General features: G+C 69.9%; 24 protein-coding genes and 1 pseudogene. 11 read left to right on the top strand and 14 right to left on the bottom strand.

The window, feature by feature from the left end; translation table 11 throughout:
• Positions 1 to 57: 57 nt before the first annotated feature.
• The 7 genes from AC2EAQ_RS09310 (at position 58) to AC2EAQ_RS09280 (ending at position 6,550) form a co-directional block, all read left to right on the top strand.
• A complete protein-coding gene (locus AC2EAQ_RS09310) occupies positions 58 to 945 on the top strand; it encodes a branched-chain amino acid ABC transporter permease (protein ID WP_484642514.1) in 888 nt (295 codons plus the stop codon).
• Complete coding sequence (locus AC2EAQ_RS09305) at positions 942 to 1,979, top strand: branched-chain amino acid ABC transporter permease (protein ID WP_484642512.1); 1,038 nt, start codon at positions 942 to 944, stop codon at positions 1,977 to 1,979. The genes AC2EAQ_RS09310 and AC2EAQ_RS09305 overlap by 4 nt, the downstream gene beginning before the upstream one ends.
• 43 nt (positions 1,980 to 2,022) lie before the next feature.
• Entirely contained in the window at positions 2,023 to 3,273 is a 1,251-nt protein-coding gene (locus AC2EAQ_RS09300) for an ABC transporter substrate-binding protein (protein ID WP_484642509.1), read from the top strand.
• A gap of 20 nt (positions 3,274 to 3,293) precedes the next feature.
• Positions 3,294 to 4,043, top strand: coding sequence for an ABC transporter ATP-binding protein (locus tag AC2EAQ_RS09295; RefSeq protein ID WP_484642504.1), 750 nt, complete (start codon positions 3,294 to 3,296; stop codon positions 4,041 to 4,043).
• Position 4,044: 1 nt separating this feature from the next.
• Positions 4,045 to 4,749: an ABC transporter ATP-binding protein gene (locus AC2EAQ_RS09290; RefSeq protein WP_484642500.1), complete on the top strand. Its 705-nt coding sequence runs from the start codon at positions 4,045 to 4,047 to the stop codon at positions 4,747 to 4,749.
• Between the two features lie 33 nt (positions 4,750 to 4,782).
• Entirely contained in the window at positions 4,783 to 6,090 is a 1,308-nt protein-coding gene (hisD, locus tag AC2EAQ_RS09285; RefSeq protein ID WP_484642498.1) for a histidinol dehydrogenase, read from the top strand.
• A gap of 70 nt (positions 6,091 to 6,160) precedes the next feature.
• Positions 6,161 to 6,550, top strand: a complete 390-nt coding sequence (locus AC2EAQ_RS09280) for an acyl-CoA thioesterase (RefSeq protein ID WP_484642496.1) — start codon at positions 6,161 to 6,163, stop codon at positions 6,548 to 6,550.
• Here the strand turns inward: AC2EAQ_RS09280 and AC2EAQ_RS09275 are convergent.
• The 13 genes and pseudogenes from AC2EAQ_RS09275 to AC2EAQ_RS09215 form a co-directional block, all read right to left on the bottom strand.
• Positions 6,530 to 6,832, bottom strand: coding sequence for an enolase C-terminal domain-like protein (locus AC2EAQ_RS09275; RefSeq protein WP_484642493.1), 303 nt, complete (start codon positions 6,830 to 6,832; stop codon positions 6,530 to 6,532). The two genes, AC2EAQ_RS09280 and AC2EAQ_RS09275, sit on opposite strands and share 21 nt — an antisense overlap.
• Positions 6,817 to 6,924: pseudogene (locus tag AC2EAQ_RS09270) on the bottom strand (hypothetical protein); the annotation flags it as partial. The pseudogene AC2EAQ_RS09270 and the gene AC2EAQ_RS09275, both read right to left, overlap by 16 nt.
• A 217-nt stretch (positions 6,925 to 7,141) precedes the next feature.
• Positions 7,142 to 7,924, bottom strand: a complete 783-nt coding sequence (locus tag AC2EAQ_RS09265; RefSeq protein ID WP_484642490.1) for an SDR family oxidoreductase — start codon at positions 7,922 to 7,924, stop codon at positions 7,142 to 7,144.
• A gap of 25 nt (positions 7,925 to 7,949) precedes the next feature.
• Positions 7,950 to 9,104, bottom strand: coding sequence for an acyl-CoA dehydrogenase family protein (locus tag AC2EAQ_RS09260; protein ID WP_484642488.1), 1,155 nt, complete (start codon positions 9,102 to 9,104; stop codon positions 7,950 to 7,952).
• Positions 9,105 to 9,128: 24 nt separating this feature from the next.
• The gene (locus AC2EAQ_RS09255) at positions 9,129 to 10,112 is read right to left on the bottom strand and encodes an NAD(P)H-dependent flavin oxidoreductase (protein WP_484642486.1); all 984 of its coding nucleotides are present in this window, start codon (positions 10,110 to 10,112) and stop codon (positions 9,129 to 9,131) included.
• A 25-nt stretch (positions 10,113 to 10,137) separates the two neighbouring features.
• Positions 10,138 to 10,920: an enoyl-CoA hydratase/isomerase family protein gene (locus AC2EAQ_RS09250; RefSeq protein WP_484642481.1), complete on the bottom strand. Its 783-nt coding sequence runs from the start codon at positions 10,918 to 10,920 to the stop codon at positions 10,138 to 10,140.
• A 149-nt stretch (positions 10,921 to 11,069) separates the two neighbouring features.
• Positions 11,070 to 12,116: a M48 family metallopeptidase gene (locus tag AC2EAQ_RS09245; protein ID WP_484642478.1), complete on the bottom strand. Its 1,047-nt coding sequence runs from the start codon at positions 12,114 to 12,116 to the stop codon at positions 11,070 to 11,072.
• On the bottom strand, positions 12,113 to 13,333 hold the full coding sequence (locus AC2EAQ_RS09240) for a YjgN family protein (protein ID WP_484642476.1): 1,221 nt from the start codon (positions 13,331 to 13,333) through the stop codon (positions 12,113 to 12,115). The genes AC2EAQ_RS09245 and AC2EAQ_RS09240 overlap by 4 nt, the downstream gene beginning before the upstream one ends.
• Positions 13,334 to 13,484: 151 nt before the next feature.
• Positions 13,485 to 14,321, bottom strand: coding sequence for a shikimate dehydrogenase (aroE, locus tag AC2EAQ_RS09235; protein ID WP_484642473.1), 837 nt, complete (start codon positions 14,319 to 14,321; stop codon positions 13,485 to 13,487).
• Positions 14,318 to 15,529, bottom strand: a complete 1,212-nt coding sequence (locus AC2EAQ_RS09230) for a CaiB/BaiF CoA transferase family protein (protein WP_484642471.1) — start codon at positions 15,527 to 15,529, stop codon at positions 14,318 to 14,320. Before AC2EAQ_RS09230 ends, aroE begins: the two co-directional genes overlap by 4 nt.
• Positions 15,529 to 15,993, bottom strand: a complete 465-nt coding sequence (locus tag AC2EAQ_RS09225) for a MaoC family dehydratase (protein ID WP_484642468.1) — start codon at positions 15,991 to 15,993, stop codon at positions 15,529 to 15,531. Before AC2EAQ_RS09225 ends, AC2EAQ_RS09230 begins: the two co-directional genes overlap by 1 nt.
• Entirely contained in the window at positions 15,990 to 16,382 is a 393-nt protein-coding gene (locus AC2EAQ_RS09220; protein ID WP_484642466.1) for a VOC family protein, read from the bottom strand. The genes AC2EAQ_RS09225 and AC2EAQ_RS09220 overlap by 4 nt, the downstream gene beginning before the upstream one ends.
• Complete coding sequence (locus tag AC2EAQ_RS09215) at positions 16,379 to 17,305, bottom strand: ketopantoate reductase family protein (protein ID WP_484642461.1); 927 nt, start codon at positions 17,303 to 17,305, stop codon at positions 16,379 to 16,381. Before AC2EAQ_RS09215 ends, AC2EAQ_RS09220 begins: the two co-directional genes overlap by 4 nt.
• Positions 17,306 to 17,393: 88 nt before the next feature.
• On the opposite strand from AC2EAQ_RS09215, the gene AC2EAQ_RS09210 reads away from it, so the two are divergent.
• The 3 genes from AC2EAQ_RS09210 (at position 17,394) to AC2EAQ_RS09200 (ending at position 20,472) form a co-directional block, all read left to right on the top strand.
• On the top strand, positions 17,394 to 18,353 hold the full coding sequence (locus AC2EAQ_RS09210; protein ID WP_484642459.1) for a LysR family transcriptional regulator: 960 nt from the start codon (positions 17,394 to 17,396) through the stop codon (positions 18,351 to 18,353).
• Between the two features lie 115 nt (positions 18,354 to 18,468).
• A complete protein-coding gene (locus AC2EAQ_RS09205) occupies positions 18,469 to 19,605 on the top strand; it encodes an ABC transporter substrate-binding protein (protein WP_484642457.1) in 1,137 nt (378 codons plus the stop codon).
• Between the two features lie 78 nt (positions 19,606 to 19,683).
• Positions 19,684 to 20,472 (top strand): enoyl-CoA hydratase-related protein, encoded by a 789-nt coding sequence (locus AC2EAQ_RS09200; RefSeq protein ID WP_484642455.1) that lies wholly within the window; start codon positions 19,684 to 19,686, stop codon positions 20,470 to 20,472.
• Positions 20,473 to 20,499: 27 nt separating this feature from the next.
• Here AC2EAQ_RS09200 and AC2EAQ_RS09195 read toward each other — a convergent pair whose 3' ends face one another.
• Positions 20,500 to 21,432 carry a LysR family transcriptional regulator gene (locus AC2EAQ_RS09195; protein WP_484642453.1) on the bottom strand — a complete coding sequence of 311 codons (933 nt, stop codon included), beginning with the start codon at positions 21,430 to 21,432 and terminating at the stop codon, positions 20,500 to 20,502.
• A 67-nt stretch (positions 21,433 to 21,499) separates the two neighbouring features.
• Between AC2EAQ_RS09195 and AC2EAQ_RS09190 the strand changes: the two genes are divergently transcribed.
• Positions 21,500 to 22,822, top strand: coding sequence for an arylsulfatase (locus AC2EAQ_RS09190; RefSeq protein WP_484642451.1), 1,323 nt, complete (start codon positions 21,500 to 21,502; stop codon positions 22,820 to 22,822).
• Positions 22,823 to 22,878: the final 56 nt, after the last annotated feature.

The following is a 22,878-nucleotide window of genomic DNA, read 5'->3' as shown; positions in this document are numbered from 1 at the left end:
CGCCCGCCCCTCCACCTGCCAACCGGCCGCCCTTGCGCGGGCCGGAACGGGAGCCCCATGTCCGCTCAAGTCATCGGTACCGTGCTGCTCAACGGCCTGACGCTGGCGGCGCTGTACTTCATCGTCGCCGCGGGCTTCTCGCTGATCTTCGGCCTGATGCGCACGGTGAACATGGCGCACGGTTCGCTGTTCCTGCTCGGGGCCTACGTCGCCTACGCGGTGTTTGAGCCGCTCTACGACAAGGGCGCGGCCTACGCGTGGCCGCTGGCGATGGTGGTCGGGGCCGCGGTAGCGGCAGTGGCCGGCGTCGTGATGCAGAAGGTCTTCCTCGGCTGGATGCAGGGCCAGGAGCTGCGCCAGGCGCTGGTGACGATCGGCATCTCGATTGTCGCAGCCGACCAGCTACTGGCCGCGTTCGGCGGCACTCCGCGGCAGTTCTTCGCGCCCGAGGCGCTGTTCGGCTCGACCACGCTGCCGCTGGTCGGCGGCTACCCGACCTTCCGCCTGTTCCAGATCGTCTTCGCGCTCGCGGTCGGCATCGGCCTGTGGCTGCTGCTCAACCGCACGAAGCTCGGCCTGATGGTGCGTGCCGGCGTCGACGACCGCGCGATGCTAACCGCCTGCGGCATCAATGTGCCGCTGGTCGCGATCACGGTGTTCGCGCTCGGCGCGGCGCTAGCCGGCCTCGGCGGCGTGATCGGGGCCACCGCGCAGCCGCTCGCGCCGGGCGTCGATGGCCGCTTCCTGTTGACCTCGCTGGTGGTGGTGATCGTCGGCGGCATGGGCTCGATCGTAGGCACGGCGGTCGGCGCGCTCCTGGTCGGCATGGCCGAGCAGGTCGGCCAGGCGCTGTTCCCGACCTACTCCGTGATCCTCACCTTCGTGATCATGGCCGCGGTGCTGGCGGTGCGGCCGCAGGGGCTGCTCGGAAAGGCGGCGCCATGAACGCAACCCGGACGCAGCTTCGCGCAGGCCTCATCGCCGCCGCGCTGATGGCGCTCGCGCCCGTGCTGTTGACCGTGCTGCTGCCGGCCAACCAGGCCGCCTTCTGGACCGCGAACATCCTGGGGCGCTCGCTGGTTTACGGCGTGATCGCACTGTCGCTCACCTTCCTCGCCACCTACGGCGGCTTCGTCTCGCTGGCTCAGATGGCGTTGGCGGGCGTTGCCGGCTACGTCCTCGCCGTCTTCGTCCAGGGCGCGACACCGTCAATCGTCGGCGGGTTGCCGTACGCGGCGGCGATCCCACTCGCGCTGCTGGTAGCGACGCTCGCCGGGCTGCTCGTCGGGGCGATCGCGGTTCGCACGCGCGAGATCTACATGCTGATGATCACGCTCGCACTCGGCATGGGCTTCTACCGCTTCGTCGAAAGCAACATCGCTTGGTTCAACGGCTACGAGGGCATCCGCGGCGTGATAGGGCCCGAGTTGTTTGGGCTGCCGTTCCGAAGCACTTACCTGTTCTTTTACGTCGCGCTCGGCACGGCGCTGCTGCTCTACGTCGGCGTACTCGTCGTCGTGCGCACGCCTTTCGGCCTGGTGCTGCAGAGCATTCGCGATAACCCGAGGCGTGTGGCCGCGCTCGGCTACCACGTCGGGCTGCACCGCATCGCCGCCTTCGGCCTTGCGGGCTTGATCGCCGGCTGCGGTGGCGTGCTGGTGACGATCTACAACATCGGCATCTCACCGGGCAGCGTCGGCCTCGGCGCGACGATTAACGTGCTGATCATGGCCGTGATCGGCGGGCTGGCTTCGCCGCTCGGTGCCTTCATCGGTGCGCTGGTGTTCGTCTTCTTCGACACCTTCGCCGCGAGTCTCTACGACCGCGATCGCTTCAACACGCTGATCGGACTGGTGTTCCTGGTCATCGTCCTCGCCTCGCCCGACGGGCTCACCGGCCTCGTCAAGCGCCTGCGCGAGCGCCTGCACGGCAAGCCCGAATCGCCTCCCGAACCGGCTGCCGCCGAACCGGCCGCCTGAAGTCCCTCATCCACCACCACGGAGACAGATGCCCATGAAACCCATGCACAAAACCCAAGTCGCCACCCTGGCCGCCGCTGCACTGCTGGCACTCGCCAGTTCAGCCATGGCACAAGGCGCGCCGATCAAGATCGGCTCGATCAAGACGCTCGAAGGCACCTTCGCCACCGGCGGCCAGGATGCCGTGCGTGCGCTGACGATGGCCTTCGAGGAAGCCAACTACACCGTCGCCGGTCGCAAGATCGAGTGGATCAGGGAGTCGTCCAACGCGCAGGCCGACGTGGCACTCGCCCGCGCGCGCAAGCTGATCGAGCAGGACAACGTCGACATCATCATCGGCCCGCTGTCCGGCGCTGAGGGCATCGCACTGCGCGACTACTCGAAGACGCTCAAGGGCAAGACCATCGTGAACGGCCAGTCGGCTGCGGCCGACACGACGATGCGCGACCCGAGCCCCAACTTCTTCCGCTTCAACGGCGACGGCATGCAGTGGATTGCAGGCTTGGGCACCTACGCGTACAAGAATCTCAACGCCAAGCACGTGGCGATCGTCGCGGGGGACTATGCCTTCCCGTACGCGCAGGTGTTCGGCTTCATGCAGGAATACTGCAAGGCCGGCGGCAAGGTCACCAAGCTGTGGAGCCCGCTCGGCACCACCGACTTTGCGAGCACGATCGCGCGCATCCCCGCCAATGCGGATGCGGTGCTCGTGGTCCACGGTGGCACCGATGCGCTCGCCTTCCTGACACAGTACGCGCAAGCCGGCGCCAACAAGCCGCTGATCGCCGGTTCGGTGGCGGCCGACCAGGTGGTGATGAGCGCGCGCGGCCCACACCGCCGTCTGATGAACGGCCTCATCACCGCCGGCCCGCTGGTTGACGACAGCGACGACCCGACGTGGACCGCCTTCGTCGACAAGTACAAGAAGCGCTTCCCCGACGGCTTCGCGGCGCCATCGATCAATGCGGTGCACTACTACATCGCGGCCAAGGCGACGCTGATGGCGCTCGAGCAGGTCAAGGGCGACCTGTCGGGCGACCAGAAGGCCTTCCAGGCCGCGCTCGCCAAGCTCACGGTGCCGACCCCGATGGGCGGCAAGGTGCGCCTCGACGAGAACCGTCAGGCGATCGCCGACAACTTCATCCGCAGGATCGTCGAGCGCGACGGCAGGCTCTACACGACCCAGGTGCAGAAGTTCGAGGCCGTGTCGCAGACGCTGGGCATGCCGCGCGACCAGTTCCTCGCGCTCGGCTCGCCGTCGCGCGACAACCCGAACTGCCCGCCGGCGAACTGAGCACGACCGCCGAGCACGCCATGACCATGCCCGCGCTGCAACTGGACGCCGTCGGCCGGCGCTTCGGCTCGCTGCAGGCCGTCAAGTCGGTGACGATGACGGTGGCCGCGGGCGAGCGCCGCGCCGTGCTTGGCCCCAACGGCGCGGGCAAGACGACGCTCTTCAACCTGATCTGCGGCGACTTCCCGCCCACATCGGGCACGGTCCGGTTGCACGGCGCGGACATCACGCACCTGCCGGCGCACCAGCGCGCGCGCCATGGCATCGGCCGCACCTACCAGACGTCGCTGCTGTTCAACGGGCTGACCGTGGCCGACAACCTGCTCGTCGCGTTTCGCGGCGCGCGGCCGGCGCGCTTTTCGTTTCGGTTGCCCCGCGCGAGCGATCACCAGACCCGAGAAGTGAGTGAGCTGGCCGAGCGCGTTCGGCTGTCGCACCGTCTCCACCACACCGTGGACTCGCTCAGTCACGGACAGCGGCGCCAGTTGGAGGTCGGCATGGCGCTCGCGTGCAACCCGCGCCTGCTGATGCTCGACGAGCCTGCGGCGGGACTGTCGCCCGCCGAACGGCCCGAATTGAGTGCGCTGCTGCGCTCGCTGCCGGCAACGCTGACATTGATCCTGATCGAGCACGACATGGACGTTGCGCTGCCGATAGCCGACATCGTCACCGTGATGAAGGACGGCGAGGTGATGGTCGAGGAGCCGCCGGAACGCATCGTCGATCACCCACGGGTGCACGAGATCTACCTCGGCAAGAAAGCGGCCTGACATGCTGGAAGTCCGCGACATCGACGTCCACTACGGCCAGGCGCACATCCTGCAAGGCGTGTCGCTCGACGTCGGCATCAAACCGCTGGCCATCGTCGGCCGCAACGGCATGGGCAAGACCACGCTGTGCGGCAGCGTGATGGGTCTGGTGAAGACGAGCCGCGGCTCGGTCAGGCTGGACGGCGAGGAACTCGCCGGCCGGCCGTCGAACCAGGTCGCGCGTCGTGGCATCGCAATCGTGCCGCAGGGCCGGCGCTGCTTCCCGTCGCTGACCGTGCACGAACACCTGCTGCTCGTCTCTCAGGGCCCGAGAGCGAAGTGGAACATCGACCGCGTCTACGCGACGTTCCCACGCCTGGCCGAGCGGAAGAACAATGGCGGCACGCAGCTGTCCGGCGGCGAACAGCAGATGCTGGCGATCGCCCGCGCGCTGCTGATGAACCCCAGGCTGGTGATCATGGACGAACCGAGCGAAGGCCTGGCGCCCGTCATCGTCGAGCACCTCGTGCAGGTGCTGCGCAAGCTGCCCGACGACGGCATGGCCCTCCTGCTCGTCGAACAACAGCTCGCACTGGCCACCGCGGTGTGCGACTCGGTGGCGGTGATGGTCAACGGCCGGATCGCCACCACGCTGGCCTCTTCCGAACTGATGGCCGACAGCGCCGCGCAGCAGCGCTGGCTCGGCGTGGCACCCGGTCACCACTGAACGATCAACCCCGTCCCCAAGGAGTCTGACTCAATGATCCGCACCCTGAAGACAGGCCGCACGGCCTCCCAATCCGCCGACGACGCCGCGAAGGTGCGCGACACCGTCAGCGGCATCCTGGCCGACATCGGCACGCGCGGCGACGTCGCGGTGCGCGAACTCTCGGCCAAGTTCGACAAGTGGGAGCCGGAGAGCTTTCGGCTCAGCGAGGCCGAGATCGACGCCTGCGTGCGCACGCTGAGCGCCGGCCAACTCGATGACATCCGGTTCGCCCAGAAGCAGGTGCGCAACTTCGCCCAGGTGCAGAAGGACGCACTGCGGGACGTCGAAGTGGAGACGATGCCAGGGGTGGTGCTGGGCCACAAGAACATGCCGGTCGAGAGCGTCGCCTGCTATGTCCCGGGCGGCAAGTTTCCGCTCATCGCATCGGCGCACATGGGAGTAGTGACGGCCAAGGTGGCCGGCGTGCCGCGCATCGTTGCGAGTTCGCCACCCGTGAACGGGCAGCCCGTCCCCGCGGTGGTGGCCGCCATGAAGCTGGGCGGCGCCGACGAGATCTATACGCTTGGGGGTGTGCAGGCGATCGGCGCGATGGCGCTCGGCACGCAAAGCATCGATCCGGTGACCGTGATCGTCGGCCCCGGCAACGCGTTCGTCGCCGAAGCCAAGCGGCAGCTCTTCGGCCGTGTGGGCATCGATCTGCTCGCCGGGCCTTCCGAGACGCTGATCATCGCGGACGACTCCGTGGACGCCGAGATCTGCGCCACCGACCTGCTCGGCCAGGCCGAACACGGCTACAACACGCCGGCGATCCTGCTGACAGACAGCGAGAAGCTGGCTCACGAGACGATGGCCGAGGTGGAACGCATCCTGAAGATCCTCCCCACGGCCAACACAGCCGGCGTGAGCTGGCGCGACTACGGCGAGGTGATCGTCTGCGACACGCTGGCCGAGATGGTGAGCGAGGGCGACCGCATCGCGAGCGAACACGTTCAGGTGATGACACGCGACCCGGATCACTTCCTGCGCCACATGAAGAACTACGGCGCCCTCTTCCTCGGCCCGCGAACCAATGTTGCCTACGGCGACAAGGTGATCGGCACCAACCACACCCTGCCGACCGGCAAGGCGGCGCGCTACACCGGCGGCCTGTGGGTCGGCAAGTTCATCAAGACCTGCACCTACCAGCGCGTGCTGACCGACGAGGCAAGCGCGCTGATCGGCCGTTACTGCTCGCGCCTGTGTTCGATGGAAGGCATGATCGCTCACGGAGAGCAGGCCAACGTGCGGGTGCGTCGCTACGGTCGGCAGGAGGTGCCTTACGCTGGCGCAGCGGCGTGACGGCATGGCATTGACGAGTCCCGAGCGAGCGCGGCCGGAGCCGCGCGGGGCTTACGCCTGGTTCCGAGACGTGAGTCTCCAGTGGCGGGACAACGACATCTACGGCCACGTCAACAACGCGGTCCACTACACGTGGTTCGACAGCGCGGTCAACGGCTGGCTAATCGAGCGTGGTCTTCTCTCGGTCCAGCGCAGCGACGTGGTCGGCTTGGTGGTCGCCAACAGTTGCCAATACTTCTCCGAGGTAGCGTTTCCGGACCGGGTGGCCTGCGGCGTGCGCGTTGGCGCCATCGGCCGGTCGAGTGTGCGTTACGAGTTGGGCTTGTTCCGCGACGACGAGAGGCTCGCGTTCGCCTCGGGCAGCTTGACGCACGTATACGTCTCGTGGCCGTCCAAGATGCCGCAACCGCTTAGCGACCGCCTGCGTGAGGACCTCAGTTCACTCCGACCGGCGGGGTGAACAAACGCTGATGCGGTCGAGGATCCGCAAGGCCTCGGTGAGACCGCCACACTTGTCGAGCTTGATGTTGATGCAGCCATAGCGGCCAGAGACCTGCGGCAGGTCTGCAGACGTGTGGAAACTCTCGTCGGCGCAGAAAACGGTCGCTGCCGGCAAGCCGGCGAGGCCCGCATCACGCCCTGCAGGCAGTGGCTGTTCGACCATCGCAAAGTCGCTCAGCTTCGAGGCCTCGCATGCCATGCGATCGGGGCTTGACATCACGATCGTCATCGCGGTGGGCACGCGCCCGGGTCGCGGCTGGCCGATGCGTTGCAGACGACAATGCCCGTGCGCTTGGCTTCCAGATCCCAGAGAGCGCAGTCGATCCCATTTCGTGCCGGTCCGGCCGTTCAGCCGGCGAGCGCGAGTGACCCTGTCTAGTCAAAGCAGCCGTTCCACTGCCGAGCCTGAGCGGCCGCACCCAGTCTGAACCTGCCGATTACCAGCCATTCCAAGGGCGTCCCAAGCCCAACAGCACATGCCCAGCCCAAGCCGACACCGCCCCTCTTCCGAGCCGCCTACCCCCCATCGCCTCGTCAGCCACCCCTCCCCCTAACCCCACATCGCCCGCACCACCGCACTGGACCCCCCCAGTGCCAGCCCGCCATCCACCGACAGCACCACGCCGGTGACATAGGCCGCCTCGGCCGAGCACAGCCACAGGGCGGCGCGGGCGATGTCGTCCTTGCGGGCAAAGCGTTGCAGCGGCACGGCCTGGGTCCACGCCTGCACGGCCTCGGGGGTGGGCGCCAGGCGCTGCATGCCTTCGGTGCCTTCCACCGGCCCGGGCGCGATGGCGTTCACCCTCACGCCGCTGGGGCCCCATTCCATGGCCAGGGTGCGCGTGATCTGGTCGATGCCGGCCTTGGCCGCGCACACGTGGATCTGCCCGGGCGTGGGCATCCAGCTCTGGGCCGCGGTGATGTTGAGCAGGGCGGCCCCCGGCTTGCGCAGGTGCGGCCAGGCGGCGCGCATCACGTGGAAGGTGCCCAGCAGGTCGATGTCCATCACCGACTTGAAGCCGTTGGGCGACAGCGCCTGCGCCGCCGCGATGAAGTTGCCGGCCGCGCCGGAGACCACCACGTCGATCGGGCCGAAGGCCTGCGCCGTGTCGTCGAAGGCCTGCTGCACCGCGGCCGCGTCGCGCACGTCCGCGGCGAAGCCCAGCACGCGCCGGCCGTGGCGGCGCAGCTGCTCGAGCGCGGCGTCCACCTTGGCCTGCTGGCGGCTCAGCACCGCCACGTGGGCGCCCGCGGCGGCCAGCGCGTCGGCGATGGCGAGGTTGATGCCGCTGGACCCGCCCGCCACGAAGGCGTTCTTGCCCGAATAGTCCATCGTCCGTGCTCCCGTGGGTTGCGGCTCAGCGCAGCGAGCGTGCGATGAGCTCCTTCATGATCTCGTTGGCGCCGCCGTAGATGCGCTGCACGCGGGCGTCGGCATACAGGCGGGCGATCAGGCATTCGTCCATGAAGCCATAGCCGCCGTGCAGCTGCAGGCACTTGTCGAGCACCTCGCACTGCCGGTCGGTCGTCCACGCCTTGGCCATGGAGGCGTCCACCGCGCTCAGTTCGCCCGCCATGTGCCGGGCCACGCACTGGTCGACGAAGGCGCGTGTCACGCGGGCGGTGCTCAGGCAGTCGGCCAGCTGGAAGCGCGTGTTCTGGAAGTCCATCAACGCCTGGCCGAACGCGCGGCGCTCGTTCACGTAGGCCACGGTCACTTCGACGGCCCGTTCCATCCCGGCCTGCGCGGCCACGGCGATGGCGACGCGCTCCTGCGGCAGGGACTCCATCATCTGCACGAAGCCCTGGCCCGGCGCGCCCAGCAGGTGGGCTGCCGGCACGCGCGCCTCGTCGAAGAACAGCTCGGCCGTGTCGCTGCCGTGCATGCCGATCTTGTGCAGGTTGCGGCCGCGGCGGAACCCGCCCAGGCCGGCCGTCTCCACCACCAGCAGGCTGATGCCGCGGGCCCCCTGGCTCGGGTCGGTCTTCACCGCCAGCACCACCAGGTCGGCGTTCTGGCCGTTGGTGATGAAGGTCTTGGAGCCGTCCACGACGAAGTGGTCGCCGTCGCGTCGCGCGCGGGTGCGCAGGGCCTGCAGGTCCGAGCCGCCGCCCGGCTCGGTCATCGCGATGGCGCCGATCAGCGTGCCGTCGGCCATGCCGGGCAGCCACTTGCGGCATTGCGCCTCGGTGCCGTAGCGCAGGATGTAGTGCGCCACGATCGTGCCGTGCACGGCGCGGGCGAAGCTCGTGATGCCGGCGTAGGCCAGCTCCTCGTCGACGATGGCCTCGAAGGCGAAGCTGGTGCCGCTGCCGCCGTAGGCCTCGGGCAGGCTCGGGCACAGGAACCCCAGCGCGCCCGCCTGGCGCCAGAACTCGCGGTCCACGCACCGCTGCTGCCGCCAGCCCGGGTCGCGGGGCACCGCCTCGGCCTCCACGAAGCGGCGCACCGCGGCGCGGAACCGCGCGGCGTCGTCGTCCTCCCAGGGGCGTCGCGGGCGCAGGTCGAGCATCGGTTCAACCCGGGTCGTCGCGTGTCACGCGTAGCAGCGGCGGCTGGCGTCCAGGCGCTCCAGGCACTCGGCCACCATGCGCTGGATCAGTGCCTCGCAGGTGGGCACGTCGTCGATCAGGCCCACCACCTGGCCCGCCCACACCAGGCCGCTGTCCACCTCGCCGGTGCGCAGGGCCTCGCGCCCGCGCGCGCCGGCCACCAGGTGGCGGACGTCGCCGAACTCGCAGCCGCCCGGGCGCTGCTCGGTGGCCACCACCTCGTCGGAGATCGCGTTCTTGAGCACGCGGCCGGTGTTGTGCAGCGTACGGAAGATCAGCCGGGTGTGGCGTTCGGTCGCGCCCACCAGCGCCTGCTTGATGTGGTCGTGGATGGGCGCTTCCTGCGTGGCGCAGAAGCGCGTGCCCATGTTCACGCCTTCGGCGCCCAGCACCAGGGCCGCCGCCATGCCGCGGCCGTCGGCAATGCCGCCCGAGGCCACGAGGGGAATCCGCACCTGGCGCGCCGCCGCCGGAATCAGCACCAGGCCGCCCACGTCGTCTTCGCCGGGGTGGCCGGCGCACTCGAAGCCGTCGATCGAGATGGCGTCCACGCCATTGCGCTCGGCCGACAGGGCGTGGCGCACCGAGGTGCACTTGTGGACGATGACGACGCCGGCCGCCTTGGCCCGGGCGATGAACTCCTTCGGGCTCTGCCCCGCCGTTTCCAGCACCTTGACGCCGGTCTTGATCACCACGTCCAGGTAGTCGGCATAGGGCGGCGGGCTGGCCGTGGGCAGGATGGTGAGGTTCACGCCGAAGGGCTGGTCGGTCATGCCGCGGCAGCGTTCGATCTCGGCGGCCAGCGCGTCCGGCGAGGGTTGGGTCAGCGCGGTCAGGATGCCCAGGCCGCCCGCGTTGGACACGGCCGAGGCCAGCTCGGCGCGCCCCACCCACTGCATGCCGCCCTGGATGATCGGGTAGCGCACGCCCAGCAATTGGGTGACGCGGGTCTGGAGGGCTCGGGTCATCGGGGGTGTCCGGTTGGGGGGTGCGTCAGCGCCCGTTGAACTGCGCGGGGCGTCGGGCGAAGAAGGCCGCCACGGCCTCGGCGAAGTCGTCGGTGGCGGCGCTGGCCTGGAAGCCCTGCTGCTCCAGCTTCAGCTGCGTGGCCAGGTCATGGTCGAAGCTGCTGCGCAGCAGCCGCTTCATGCGGCCATAGGCCAGCGTCGGCCCCTGCGCCAGGCGCACGGCCCAGTCGCGCGTGGCGGCGTCCAGCTCGGCGGCCGGCACCACGCGGTTGACCAGGCCCAGGGTCAGCGCCTCCTGGGCGTCGAAGGTCTCGGACAGCAGGGCGATCTGCATCGCGCGCCGCAGGCCCACCAGGCGCGGCAGCGACCAGGAGCCGCCCACGTCGCAGTTGGCGGCCACCTTGGCATAGGCCAGGTTGAAGCGCGCGTTGTCGGCCGCGATGGCCAGGTCGCACCCCAGGGCCAGGCTCATGCTGCCGCCGGCCACGCTGCCGTGCAGGCTGGCGATCACCGGCGCGTTCATCGCCGCCAGGTGGGCCAGGCCGACGTGCATGGACTCGATCAGGCGGCCGGCATGTTCCGCCGGATCGCCGGCCGCAAAGCCCTGCAGGTCGCCGCCCGCGCCGAAGCAGCGCCCCGCGCCGCGCAGCACCACCACGCGCACGCCGGCGTCCTGGGCCAGCGCGGCGCAGGCCGCGGCGAAAGCCTGGGCCGAGGGCAGGTCCAGCGCGTTGAGCTGCTCGGGCCGGTTGAAGACGAGGGTGGCGATGGCACCCTCCCGTTCGAGGAGCACCGGAGCGGTCGTCATGATGCGTTCGACGTGAGTGCGACGCGACGACTCTAGGCAGCGGCGGGCGCGCGGGCCCACAACGAAAGTCGGGGCCGGGGTCTGCTTCTGCTAGGGCAAACCCGTCGAAGGCCATACTTCGGCGCGGCGCCCTTGGGCACCCGCGCCGGTCACCGGCTGGCGGCGCGGAAGAAGGCGATGCGCTCGGCGTCGGCAGGATGGCTCGAGAAGGCGATGCCCATGTCGGCGTCGGCGCCAAGCCTGCGGCCTTCCGCGCTGTTTCTCCAGCGCTGCACGCGCTCGAAGAATTCGACCATCGCATCGGGCCGCAGGCCTGCGGCCTTCATCAGGCGCGCGCTCTCGGCGTCGGCCTCGCGCTCGGCGTCGCGCGAGTAGTCGAGCTGGCCCACCAGCGCCGGTGCCGCGGCGAGCACGCTGCTGAAGTCGCCGAACGCGATGCTGGTGGCCGCGCTGAGCAGCGACACCTGCACCAGCAGGCGCATGCCGTGGCGCAGCCGCACATGGCCGAGTTCGTGGGCCAGCACGCCGAGCACCGCGTCGTCGCGGTCGGGCATGAGCGCGAGGAGTTCGTCGGTGATCACGATGGTGCCGCCGGGCAGCGCAAAGGCGTTGGGGCCGATCCTGCTGGCGTGGAAGCGCAGCGTGTAGGCCGGTCGCGTGGCGGGGTCGGGGAACGACGCCTCGACCAGGCGCGCGAAGCCGGCTTCGATGCGCGCACGCCGCTCGGGCGCCACCGCGGTCGGCTTGAGCCAGCTTCTCACGCTGTCGAGCGCCAGCTCGCCCACGGCCTTGTCGGCGCTTGGCGGCAGCGCGGCGACCACGCCCCGCGCGAGTGCCGGCACGCCCCACACATAGGCCGACACCGCGACACCGATCAGCAGCACCACCGCGGCCAGCACCCCTCGCCAGCTCTGCTGCGCACGCACCACCAGGCTGTCGCCCGACGCGCCGGGGCGCTGGCGTACGAACGCGTCCCAGGCCGCGCTGTCGTGGCCCTGCAGGCTGCCGCCGCCCGCATGCGGCAGCAGGTGGGCGATGCGCGTGCCGTGGCGCTGGCGCTCGGGCCATTGCACGTCGCGCGGGTGCACCTGGCGCTCGCCGCCGTCCCAGGCGATGACCAGCATGTCGGCGGCCCAGGACAGGCGCGCCGGATGCGCGCGCGCCGACTCGCCGTCGAAGTAGTCGACCGTGATCACATGCCGATGTCGATGTCGAACAGGTCGGCCGCCGCGTCGCCGGCGGCGTCGTCCATGGTTCGGTTGCCGCGCGAGACCAGCGCGTCGAGGTCGGTGCGAGCGGTGACCGTGACGGCCGCCAGGCGCAAGCGTGCCGTCGCCACGGCGGCGAAGGGCCAGTACAGCCCGAGCGTCAGCAGCATCAGGAACCAGTTGACCGCGGTCAGCCGCATCAGCGCCAGGAAGCGCAGGTCGCTCGCGAAGCCGAGGCTGCGGCTTTCGGTATGCGACCACACCAGGTTCTGCATCCGCGAGACGATGTAGGGCTGCAGCGTCAGCAGCAGGGCCGCGTAGACCGCGAACACCACCAGCAAGCCGAACACGATGCGCCCGGCGCCCGGCCGGCCGCCCGCAAAGGCGAAGCCGAACGCCACGCCCACCAGCACGACGGCGCCGACCAGCAACCCCGCCGCCTTGAGCGCCAGCAGGTAGAACGAACCTCGGCTGGCCGTGAAGCGTGTGCGCACGCTGGCGTACTGGTAGTGGTCGTGCTGGTAGCGCTTGAGCAGCCAGATCGTGTAGGGCAGCGCGGCGTAGAACAGCAAGGTGACGAACACCATCGAAGGGATCACCCATCCGGGCATGCTCGCGGCCTGCCCGGTGCCCTGTGCGGCCCCCTGCTCGTCGGGCGTCACGAGGGCCAGGAAGCCGACGAAGACGATCGCCGCCACGAAGCCCGGCAGCAGCGCCTTGTAGGCACCTGCCGTGTCGCCGCTGAAGGCAAAGCGCAGCCCGCGCCAGCTGGTCTGCGCCAGGCGAAACCGCTGCGAAGCGCGAAACAGCGCTGGCCAGATCGCGGCAACGATCACCAGGGCGATCAGTCCTGCGGTCGCCGAGATCTGGCCCGCGAACGCATACAGGGCGAACAGGGCGCCCACCAGCAGGTAGCCGCGCAGCATGCGCGTGGGGTCGCCGTGGAAGTCGAACGCGTGGTTGGCCAGGCGCGTGTTGCCGTAGAAGTAGCGCAGCTTGCGCACCTTGGCCCAGGGGTAGTAAAGGCCGAAGGTCACCAGCGTGAGCAGCAGGTTGACGATCCAGATGCGGAAGTACTCGCTGCCCGAACCGGTGAATTCCAGCCCGTACACCTGCTCGACGGCGCGCGCCGGTGCGGGCGCGATGGTGCGCAAGCGGTCCCACTCCGAGGGCGTGGGACCCCCGGGGGCTTCGGCGATGGTCATGAGGCTCCTCCCTGCATCGATCCGTGCCGCAGGCACTTTACCCGCGAAGCATCGCGGGGCGCCTCTGTCGAACGTGGGAGGCAGCACGAACGTCGCTGCCTCGGGCGTGACGGTGGTCGAAGTCGGCCCGAGCCCCGTCCGGCGGCGGCGATCAGCGCAGGGGCACCGTCAGCTGGCGGATCACGTCCTGCGTGGGCGGCCGCACGCCGCGCCACCAGACCCAGGCCTCGGCCGCCTGCTCCACCAGCATGCCCACGCCGTCGGCCAGCTGCGGGACACCGGCGTTGTGCGCCAGGCGCAGGAAAGGGGTCAGCCCCTTGGCGTAGGCCAGCTCGTAGGCCAGCTTCGCGCCGGAGAACACCGTGGCGGGCACGGGGGGCAGTTCGCCGCGCAGGCTCGCGCTGGTGCCGTTGACGACGAGGTCGAAGCGTTCGCCGGCCAGGTCGGCATAGCCGCAGCCTTCCACCGTGGCGCCACGGGCGAAGCGGCGTGCGAGGTCCTTCGCCTTGTCGACGCTGCGGTTGGCGATGACCAGCCGGGCCGGGCCGCCGTCGAGGAAGGGCGCCACCGCGCCGCGCACGGCGCCGCCGGCGCCCAGCACCAGCACGCGCAGGCCCTTCATCGCCACGCCGAGGTTGTGCTCGATGTCCCGGGCCAGGCCCACGCCGTCGAACATCTCGGCGAGGATGCGGCCGTCGGGCTCGAACTTCAGGCAGTTCGCCGCGCCCGCCTGTTCCGCGCGCGGCATGCGATGGGTGGCCAGCGCGAACGCGTCGAGCTTGAACGGCGCGGTGATGTTGCACCCCTTGGCGCCGCCGTCGCGGAACGCGGTTGCGGCGGCCGCGAACTGGCCGGGCGGCGCCTCGATCAGGCTGTAGTGCACGTCGTGGCCCAGGGCCTTGGCGAACCCGTTGTGGATCAGCGGCGACTTGCTGTGCCCCAGCGGGTTGCCGAACAGCGCGTAGCGGTCCGTGGCAGGGTCCGTCACGGCAGGGCCTCCGCATACAGGGCGCCGTCGGCCACCATGGCGTCGATCTCGGCCGGCGCGAACCCGAGCTCCGCGGCGATCTCGCGGTTGTGCTGGCCCAGCAGCGGCGCCGGCACGGTGCAGGTGATGTCGCAGTCGGAGAAGTGGAAGGGCACGTTGGGCAGCTTCACCTTGCCGACCACCGGATGCGTCTGCTCGATCACCATGCCGCGCGCCAGGATCTGCGGGTCGGCCAGCACCTCGTCGATCCGCTGCACCTTGGCCGCGGGCACGTCGATGGCGTCGAGCGCCGCCAGGCATTCGGCGACCGTGCGCTGCGCCACCCAGGCCTTGGCCACCGGCAGGATCTCCAGCCGGTGCGTGTTGCGGCCCGGGGCGCTGTGAAAGCGCGTATCGCCCGCGAAGGCGGGCCCGCCGGCCAGCAGCGCGAAGCGCTTCCACGCGTCGTCCACCTGCGCGGCGATCACCACGCAGCCGTCCTTCGCCTCGAACACGCCGTACAGCGTCGACGTCGGCAGGTCGTGGCCGGTCTGCACCGGCACTTCCTTGCCGTCCGACAGCGTGTAGCACTGCACCGCGTACTCGTGCATCGACATCAGGCAGTCGTACAGCGCGAGGTCGATGTGCTGGCCCTTGCCGCTCTTCACCCGCCCCAGCAGCGCCGCGCAGATCGACGCCACGGCGTGGATGCCGGTGTACATGTCGCCCAGCGCGATGCGCAGCAGGGGCGGCGCCTGGCCCGGCTCGCCCACCATCTGCATGATCCCGCTCTTGGCCTCGGCGATGAGGCCGAACCCGGGGCGGTGCGAGTCCGGCCCGGTGTGGCCATAGGCCGAGATCGAGGCGTAGACCAGGCCGGGGTTGCGCGAGGCCAGCGTCTCGTAGCCCAGGCCGAGCTTCGCCAGCGCGCCCGGGCGATAGTTCTCGACGAAGACGTCGGCACCGTCGGTCAGGCGCCGCATCAGTTCCGCGCCGCGCGGGTCCTTCATGTTCAGGCACAGGCCCCGCTTGCCCATGTTCTGCTGCATGAAGTAGCCGCTGTGGCCGTGGAGCAGGTACGGGCTCTGCCGGCCCGCGTCGCCCGTGGTCGGCCGCTCGACCTTGATGACGTCCGCGCCCATGGCCGCCAGGCAGCGGCCGACGTAGGGGCCGGCCAGGAAGTGCGAGTAGTCGACGACGCGGATGCCCGCCAGGGGAAGCTGCTGCATCAGTGGCCTCGCTTCGGGATCATCAGCCGGTGCTCGCCCTTCTGCACCACCTCGTCGCGCTGGTTGATCAGCTCCGACGGCAGGATCACGATGCCCCAGCCGGGCTTGCTGTTGCTTTCGCGCTTGCTGGCGACGCGAAAGCGCACGCGCACCACGTCGCCCAGCTTGATCGGCGCGACGAAGCTCCATTCCCAGCCGAGCGACATGCCGGGCACGAAGCGCATCGCGCTCTTCGTCTTCAGGCCGTCCGCGATGGACAGGCCGAACAGCCCGTGCGCGACGCGCGTGCCGAACGGCGTGGTGCGCGCATAGGCCTCGTCGGTGTGCACCGGCGTGTGGTCGCCGGTCAGGTCGGCGTAGGCCATCACGCGGGCCTCGGTCACCTCGTAGGCGGGGCTGATGCATTCCTCGCCCACCACGGCGTCGTCCCAGTACTTGTCGGTCGGATCGGTCTTCGCGTTCATGCTTCGGCTCTCGCGTTCACGGCCAGGGCCTGCGCCACCGCACGGGCCGGCTTGGCCTGCATCAGTTCCAGCACCAGCCCGTCGGGCAGGCGCAGCCAGTTGGGGCCCTGCGGCATCGGTGTGGCGCCGCGATCGAGCGCGAGCGCGATCGCCGCGGCCTGGTCCTCGCACATCACGCCCAGGTGGCCCAGGCGGCCTTCCGAGCCGGCGAAGTCGGGCGACGCGATGAACTGCATGCCGCCCAGCGTCCAGTACTGCGCCGGGTTGTCCGGCGGGCCCTGCAGCTCGCGCATCTCCATGCCCAGCACCTCGCGGAAGAAGCGGATGTGCCAGTGGATGTCGCGCACCCACACGGCCACGTGCTCGATGTACGCCTTGGGCGTGCTCATGACAGGAGTCCCTTCTCGATGCCCTTGATGCACGCGACCAGCGTGCGATTGACCGGCGTGGGGATGCCCAGCCGCTCGCCCTCGCGCACGACCGCCCCGTTGATGAAGTCCACCTCCGTGCGCTTGCCCTGCTCGAGGCTTTGCAGCATGGAGGTCTTGAAGTCGGCCGACAGGCCGGCCGAGGCCAGGGTCCAGGCCTCGCGCGGCTCGCCCACCGACAGCCGCACGCCCTTGGCGCGCGCCACGGCCATGGCCTCGGCCACCGCCGCCAGCGCCGTGGCCTCGACCTCGGGCACCTGGTACAGCGCGCCGTAGGTCAGCCGCGTGATGCCGGCCAGCGCGCCGGTGGCCACGTTGACCAGCAGCTTGTCCCACATGGTTCCGACGATGTTGTCGGTGACGGCGGTGTCCAGCCCGGCCCGGTTGAACTCGGCGGCGATGGCCTCGATGCGCGGGCTGCGCGTCCCGTCGAGTTCGCCGACGAAGGTCTTCTTGCCGCGCGTGCCGCCGATGATGTGGCCCGGGCCGAGCATGACGCCGCCGACGTAGGTCTTGCCGGCGACCACGTGCGGGCGGCCCACGGCCGCGGCCAGCTCGTCCTCGTGGCCCAGGCCGTTCTGCAGCGACATGACGACCGTGCGCTCGCCCACGAGCGCCGTCGCGGCGTCCATCGCGCCGCGCGTGTCGTACGACTTGACCAGGACGACGACCAGGTCCATGGCCTCGAGGCCCCGCGTGTCGCAGGCGGCACGCACGCGCACGGTGCGCTCCCGGTCGCCCTCGCGCACCCGGAGCCCCCGGGCATTGATGGCGTCCACATGGGCGGCGGACCGGTTGATCAGCCACACGTCCGACCCGCCCTCGGCCAGTGCCGCGCCGATCGAACAGCCGAGCGCCCCGGCGCCCAGGATGCAGACTCTCAAGACACCCCTCCTTCAGGAGCACGCACCTTAGGCAGCGATCGCATGCTTGTCGATGCAATGAGCGAAATGGCGTACATTGCATTTGACAATGAACAAGCGGAAGACGGCCGAGCCTTCGTCGGGCAGTGCGCTGCCGGACGTGAACCTGCTGCGGCTGTTCGACCTGCTCTACAGCACGCACAGCGTCACGCGCAGCGCGGAACAGCTCGGGCTGTCGCAGCCCACCGTCAGCATCTGGCTGTCCAAGCTGCGCCGGCAGCTGCACGACCCGCTGTTCGTGCGCACCCCCACCGGCATGCAGCCCACGCCGCGCGCGGACGAGCTGATCGAGCCGGCGCGGCAGGCCCTGGACGCGCTGCGCAGCCTGACGGCGCGCGGCTCGACCTTCGAGCCGGGGTCGTCCACGCGGCGCTTTCGCATCTGCATGACGGACGCCAGCCACGTGACCCTGCTGCCGCAGCTGCTCGCCCATGTGCGTGCGCTGGCGCCGGGCGTGAGCCTGGAGGCCGCGCGCATCGACGCCGACACGGCCGACGCGCTGCAGGTCGGGGACGCGGATCTGGCGCTGGGCTTCGTGCCCTGGCTCGAGTCCGGCTTCTATCAGCAGGCGCTGTTCCCGCAGGGCTGGGTGTGCCTGGCCAACGCGCAGCACCCCCGCATCCGCCGCAACCTGACGCTGCGCCAGTTCAAGGACGAGGCGCACATCGGCATCGTCGGCGGCACCGGGGCCCAGCTGCTGGCCGAGGCGCTGGAGCGGCACCGGATCGAACGCCGCGTGGTGCTGGAACTGCCCGGCTTCCTGGGCCTGGCCGCCATCGTGTCGACCACCGACCTGATCGCCACGCTGCCGCAGCACATCGGGCAGACGCTGGCCTCGGCGAGCGGCGTCACGCTGCATCCGTGCCCGGTGACCGTGCCCGGCTTCACCGTCAAGCAGCACTGGCATGCCCGCTACCACCACGAGCCCGGCAACCGCTGGCTGCGCGGCGTGATCGCCACCCTGTTCCTCGGCAACGTGCCGCCTGCATCGCGGAATCGCAAGGGTTGACCCGTAGGTCATTGCGCAATGCAATGGCGCGTATTGCCCTGCGCGGATGGACAGCGAACGACGCGCGTTCGTACATTGGTCCGCGTCAAGCGACCCCATCCCGAGGAGACCTCCCATGCTCAATCGTCCGAGCCGCATCGCCGCGGCCCTGCTGCTGGCCGGCGGCGCACTGACCGCCCTGGCCCAACCCATCCCCGTGGCCGGCATCGTGGAGCTGTCCGGTCCGGGCGCCACCGCCGGCACCAACTTCAACAACGGCGTGAGGCTGGCGGTCAAGGAGATCAACGCGGCCGGCGGCCTGTTCGGGCGCCAGATCGCCTACACCGCCACCGACACGCAGACGCAGCCTGGCGTGGCCAAGGCCCTGGCGGCCAAGGCGGTGGACCAGGGCGTGCCGCTGGTGGTGGGGCCGGTGTTCTCCGGCTCGATCCTCGTGTCGATGGCCGAGACGCGCCGTGCGGAGATCCCCAACGTGATCGGCGGCGAGGCCGCGGCGATCACGCAGCAGGGCAACCCGTACGTGTTCCGCAGCTCGTTCACGCAGGCCGCGGCGATGCCGAAGGTGGTGCGCTACTTCACCGAGACGCTGAAGGCCAGGAGCGTCGCCGTGGTCTACGTCAACAACGACTTCGGCAAGGGCGGCCGCGACGTCATCACCAAGGCGATGGAGGCGGCCGGGGTCAAGGTGGCCGTGGACATCTCCACCGAGCAGAGCCAGGTGGACTTCTCGTCCACGGTGCTCAGGGCCAAGCAGGCCAACGCCGACGCGCTGTTCGTCTACCTGAACGAGGAGGAGTCGGCGCGGCTGCTGAAGGAGATCCGCAAGCAGGGCTACGACAAGCCGGTCGTCGGCGAGACCACGCTGGCCAACGACAAGGTGATCGAGCTGGCCGGCGACTCGGCCAACGGCATCATCGCGCACGTGGGCCTGACCGCCGACGCGCCCAACCCGACGGTGCGGGCCTTTGCGCAGAAGTACCAGGCCGAGTACGGCATCAAGCCCGACCACAACGCCATGAAGGGCTACATCGGCATGCACGTGGCCAAGGCGGGCTACGACAAGGTCGGCAAGCTCGACCCCAAGGCCTTCGCCACGGCGATGAAGGGGGCCCAATTCCTGGCCAAGGACTATCCGGGCGTGCTGTTCGACGTGCGCTACGACGACAAGGGCGACCTCGACCGCGAGAGCTTCTTCGTCAGGGTGACCAACGGCAAGCCGGAAGTGACGCAGACGCTCAAGCCCCGGTGGTGAGCGCATGACCCCGCCGCTGCCGCGGTTGCGCCGGCCCCGCGCCGACGCCTCCAGCGGCCGGGCCGCCGGCTGACGCGCATGGGCGACACGCCACTGCGCCACTGCCGCTACGAGGTCGACGGCCCGCTGCTGACGATCACGCTCGACCGCCCCGAGGTGCTCAACGCCGTGCACCGCGAGGCGCACTTCGAGCTCGCCGGTTGCTTCGACCGCTATCGCGACGACCCCGATCTTCGCGTGTGCATCGTCACCGGGGCCGGCGAGCGCGCGTTCTGCGTCGGCACCGACCTGAAGGCGCTGGCCGCCACGGGCGACCACACCAAGCCCGACACCGGCTTCGCCGGCCTCACGCACCGGTTCGACCTGTTCAAGCCGGTGATCGCCGCGGTGAACGGCCTGTGCCTCGGCGGCGGCGTGGAGATCGTGGCGGCCTGCGACATCGCCATCGCGTCGGACGATGCGCAGTTCGGCCTGCCCGAGCCGCTGGTGGGCCTGGCCGCGCTGGGCGGCGGCGTGCTGCAGCGGCTGCCGCGGCAGATGCCCATGAAGGACGCGATGTGGCTGGTGCTCACGGCCGACCGGATCGCGGCCGCCGACGCCGCGCGGATCCGCCTGGTCAACGAGGTGGTGCCGAAGGATCGCCTGCAGGCCCGGGCCCGCGAGGTGGCCGCGATGATCCTGCGCTGCGCACCGCTGGCGCTGCAGGCGTCCAAGCAGGTGATGCTGCAAAGCGCCCGCCACCCCGACCTGGCCGACGCGATGCACGCCCGCTACGACCGCGCGGAGGCGATGCTCGCGAGCGACGACGCCCGCGAGGGCCCGGCCGCGTTCGCGCAGAAGCGCAGCCCGGTGTGGCGCGGGCGCTGACTGCGGGCCGCCGCTGCGACGCCTGACTCAGCTCTCTCGCGACGAGCGCACCGCCTTGTCGAGTTGGCTGCCAGTTTCCACGAGAACCTGCATGAATTCGGTCATCAGGGGCGACCGATGGACGTCCTGGCGATGGAAGAGGGCGATGGTCCGGGGCACGCGAAGCTCGGCCATCTCGATTCTCTTCACGCCTTTCGCGCCGGGTGTCCGCAGGGACGACTGCGGTACGAAGGCGAGCAGGTCAGTGGTGCGCACGATCGGCAGCGCCGACGGCAGGCCCGAGTCCAGCTCGATGGCGGCCTCGGGCGCCTTCGAGCCCGCCTTCGTGAAGGTGGCTTCCAGCCGGGTGCGGGCCGCGGAGGGCGACACCGGCACCACCCAGGGCAGCGCTGCGAGCTTGTCCAGCGTGCAGCGGCGTTGTCGGTGGACGGCATGTCCGTCGCGCGCCACCGCCACCAGGTCGTCCGCGCCCAGCACCACGTGTGCCAGCCCGTGCGGCAGCGCTTCGTAGATCGGGATCACGCACACATCGACGTTGCCGCGGCGTGTCAGCTCCAGCACCTCGTCCGACCCGGCGACCTTGAGCCAGACACGCATGCCCGGTCGGCGCGGCTGCAGATCGGCCAGGATCCGGGTGAGCAGGGTGTCGAAGACCGCCACCGTCGTGCCGACGCGCAGCAGGCCCGCCCGTCCGGCCCGCACCTCGCCCGCGAACCGCAGGGCGTCGTGGTGCTCCGACTGCAGCAGGTGCGCACGGCGCACGAAGGACTCGCCGAACGGGGTCAGCGGCATTCCCTTGCCGGAGCGCTCGAAGAGCTGCAGGCCGAGTTCGTCCTCGATCCGGCGGATCGCCTTGGACAGCGCCGCCGGGGTGACGCCGAGGCTGGACGCTGCGCCCGTCAGCTGCCCGAGGCGGACCACCTCGAGAAAGTAGTCGACATCCCGCAGCGACAAGCTCATGACCAAAAGTTAACACAGCTCAACCATCCGGAAACCGCGGGCGGCGTCGCGTACCTAGAGTCGTTCCATGGCCCTGCCCAACATCGTGCTGATCGTGGCCGACAACCTCGGCTGGGGCGAACTCGGCTGCTACGGCGGCGGTGCATTGCGCGGCGCACCGACGCCACGCATCGATGGGCTGGCAGCCGAAGGTCTGCGGCTGCAGAACTTCAATGTCGAGAGCGACTGCGTACCCACGCGGTCGGCCTTGATGACCGGCCGCCACCCCATCCGCACCGGGGCCCTGCAATCGGTGTCGCCGGGGATGCCGCAGGGGCTCAAGCGCAGCGAGGTCACGCTGGCCCAGGTCCTGTCCCGTCGGGGCTATGCCACCGCCCATTACGGCAAGTGGCACCTGGGCGACATCCCCGGGCGCTTTCCGAGCGACCGGGGGTTCGACGAGTGGTACGGGATCCCGCGCACCACCGACGAAAGCCTGTTCACGTCCACCGTCGGCTTCGACCCGTCGGTGGTCGACCTGCCGTACATCATGCAGGGGCGCGCGGGCGAACCGTCGCACAACGTCGAGGTCTACGACCTGGACTCGCGCCGGCGCATCGACGAAGCGCTGGTGATGCGCTCTCTGGACTTCATCAAGCGCCAGCATGCGGCCGGCAGGCCTTTCTTCCTCTACCTGCCGCTGACGCACCTGCACTTCCCGACGCTTCCCCATCGTGACTTCGCCGGCAGGTCCGGCAATGGCGACTTCGCCGACTCGATGATGGAGATGGACTACCGGGTCGGCCAGGTGATCGACCAGATCGACCGTCTGCACCTGGCCGGTGACACCCTGCTGATCTTCTGCAGCGACAACGGTCCCGAGTTCCGCGTGCCCTACCGGGGAACGGCCGGCCCCTGGCGCGGCACCTACCACACGGCGATGGAAGGCAGCCTTCGCGTGCCGTTCATCGCTCGCTGGCCGGGACGCATCCAGCCGGGCCGTGTCAGCAACGAAATCGTGCACGTGACCGACCTGTTCACCACGCTGGCGCGGGCCGCGGACGCCCCGGTTCCCGCGGACCGGCCGATCGACGGGGTCGACCAGATGCCCTTCCTGCTCGGGCAGACCGAGCGCTCGGCCCGCGAGGGCTTCCTCTTCCATATCAAGTCCGAACTGCGCGCGGTGAAGTGGCGCGACTGGAAGCTGCACTTCTACTGGGAGCCGGAGGTCAACGACGGCAAGGGAAAACTCGAGTCACCCTATCTCTTCAACACGACGCGCGACCCGAAGGAAGAGACCGACGTATTCGTCTTCAACACCTGGGTTCTAGGCCCGATGGAGCGCATGGTGCAGGCCTTCAAGGCGAGCTGCATCAAGTACCCGAATACGCCACCCGGCGAACCCGACTGACGCCGCAGTCCATGAGCCCGCCCGCAGATCCGGGGCCGCATCACGAACCTCAACCT

Source organism: Aquabacterium sp. T101, assembly GCF_057219775.1.
This window is presented reverse-complemented; position numbering and strand designations above follow the sequence as displayed.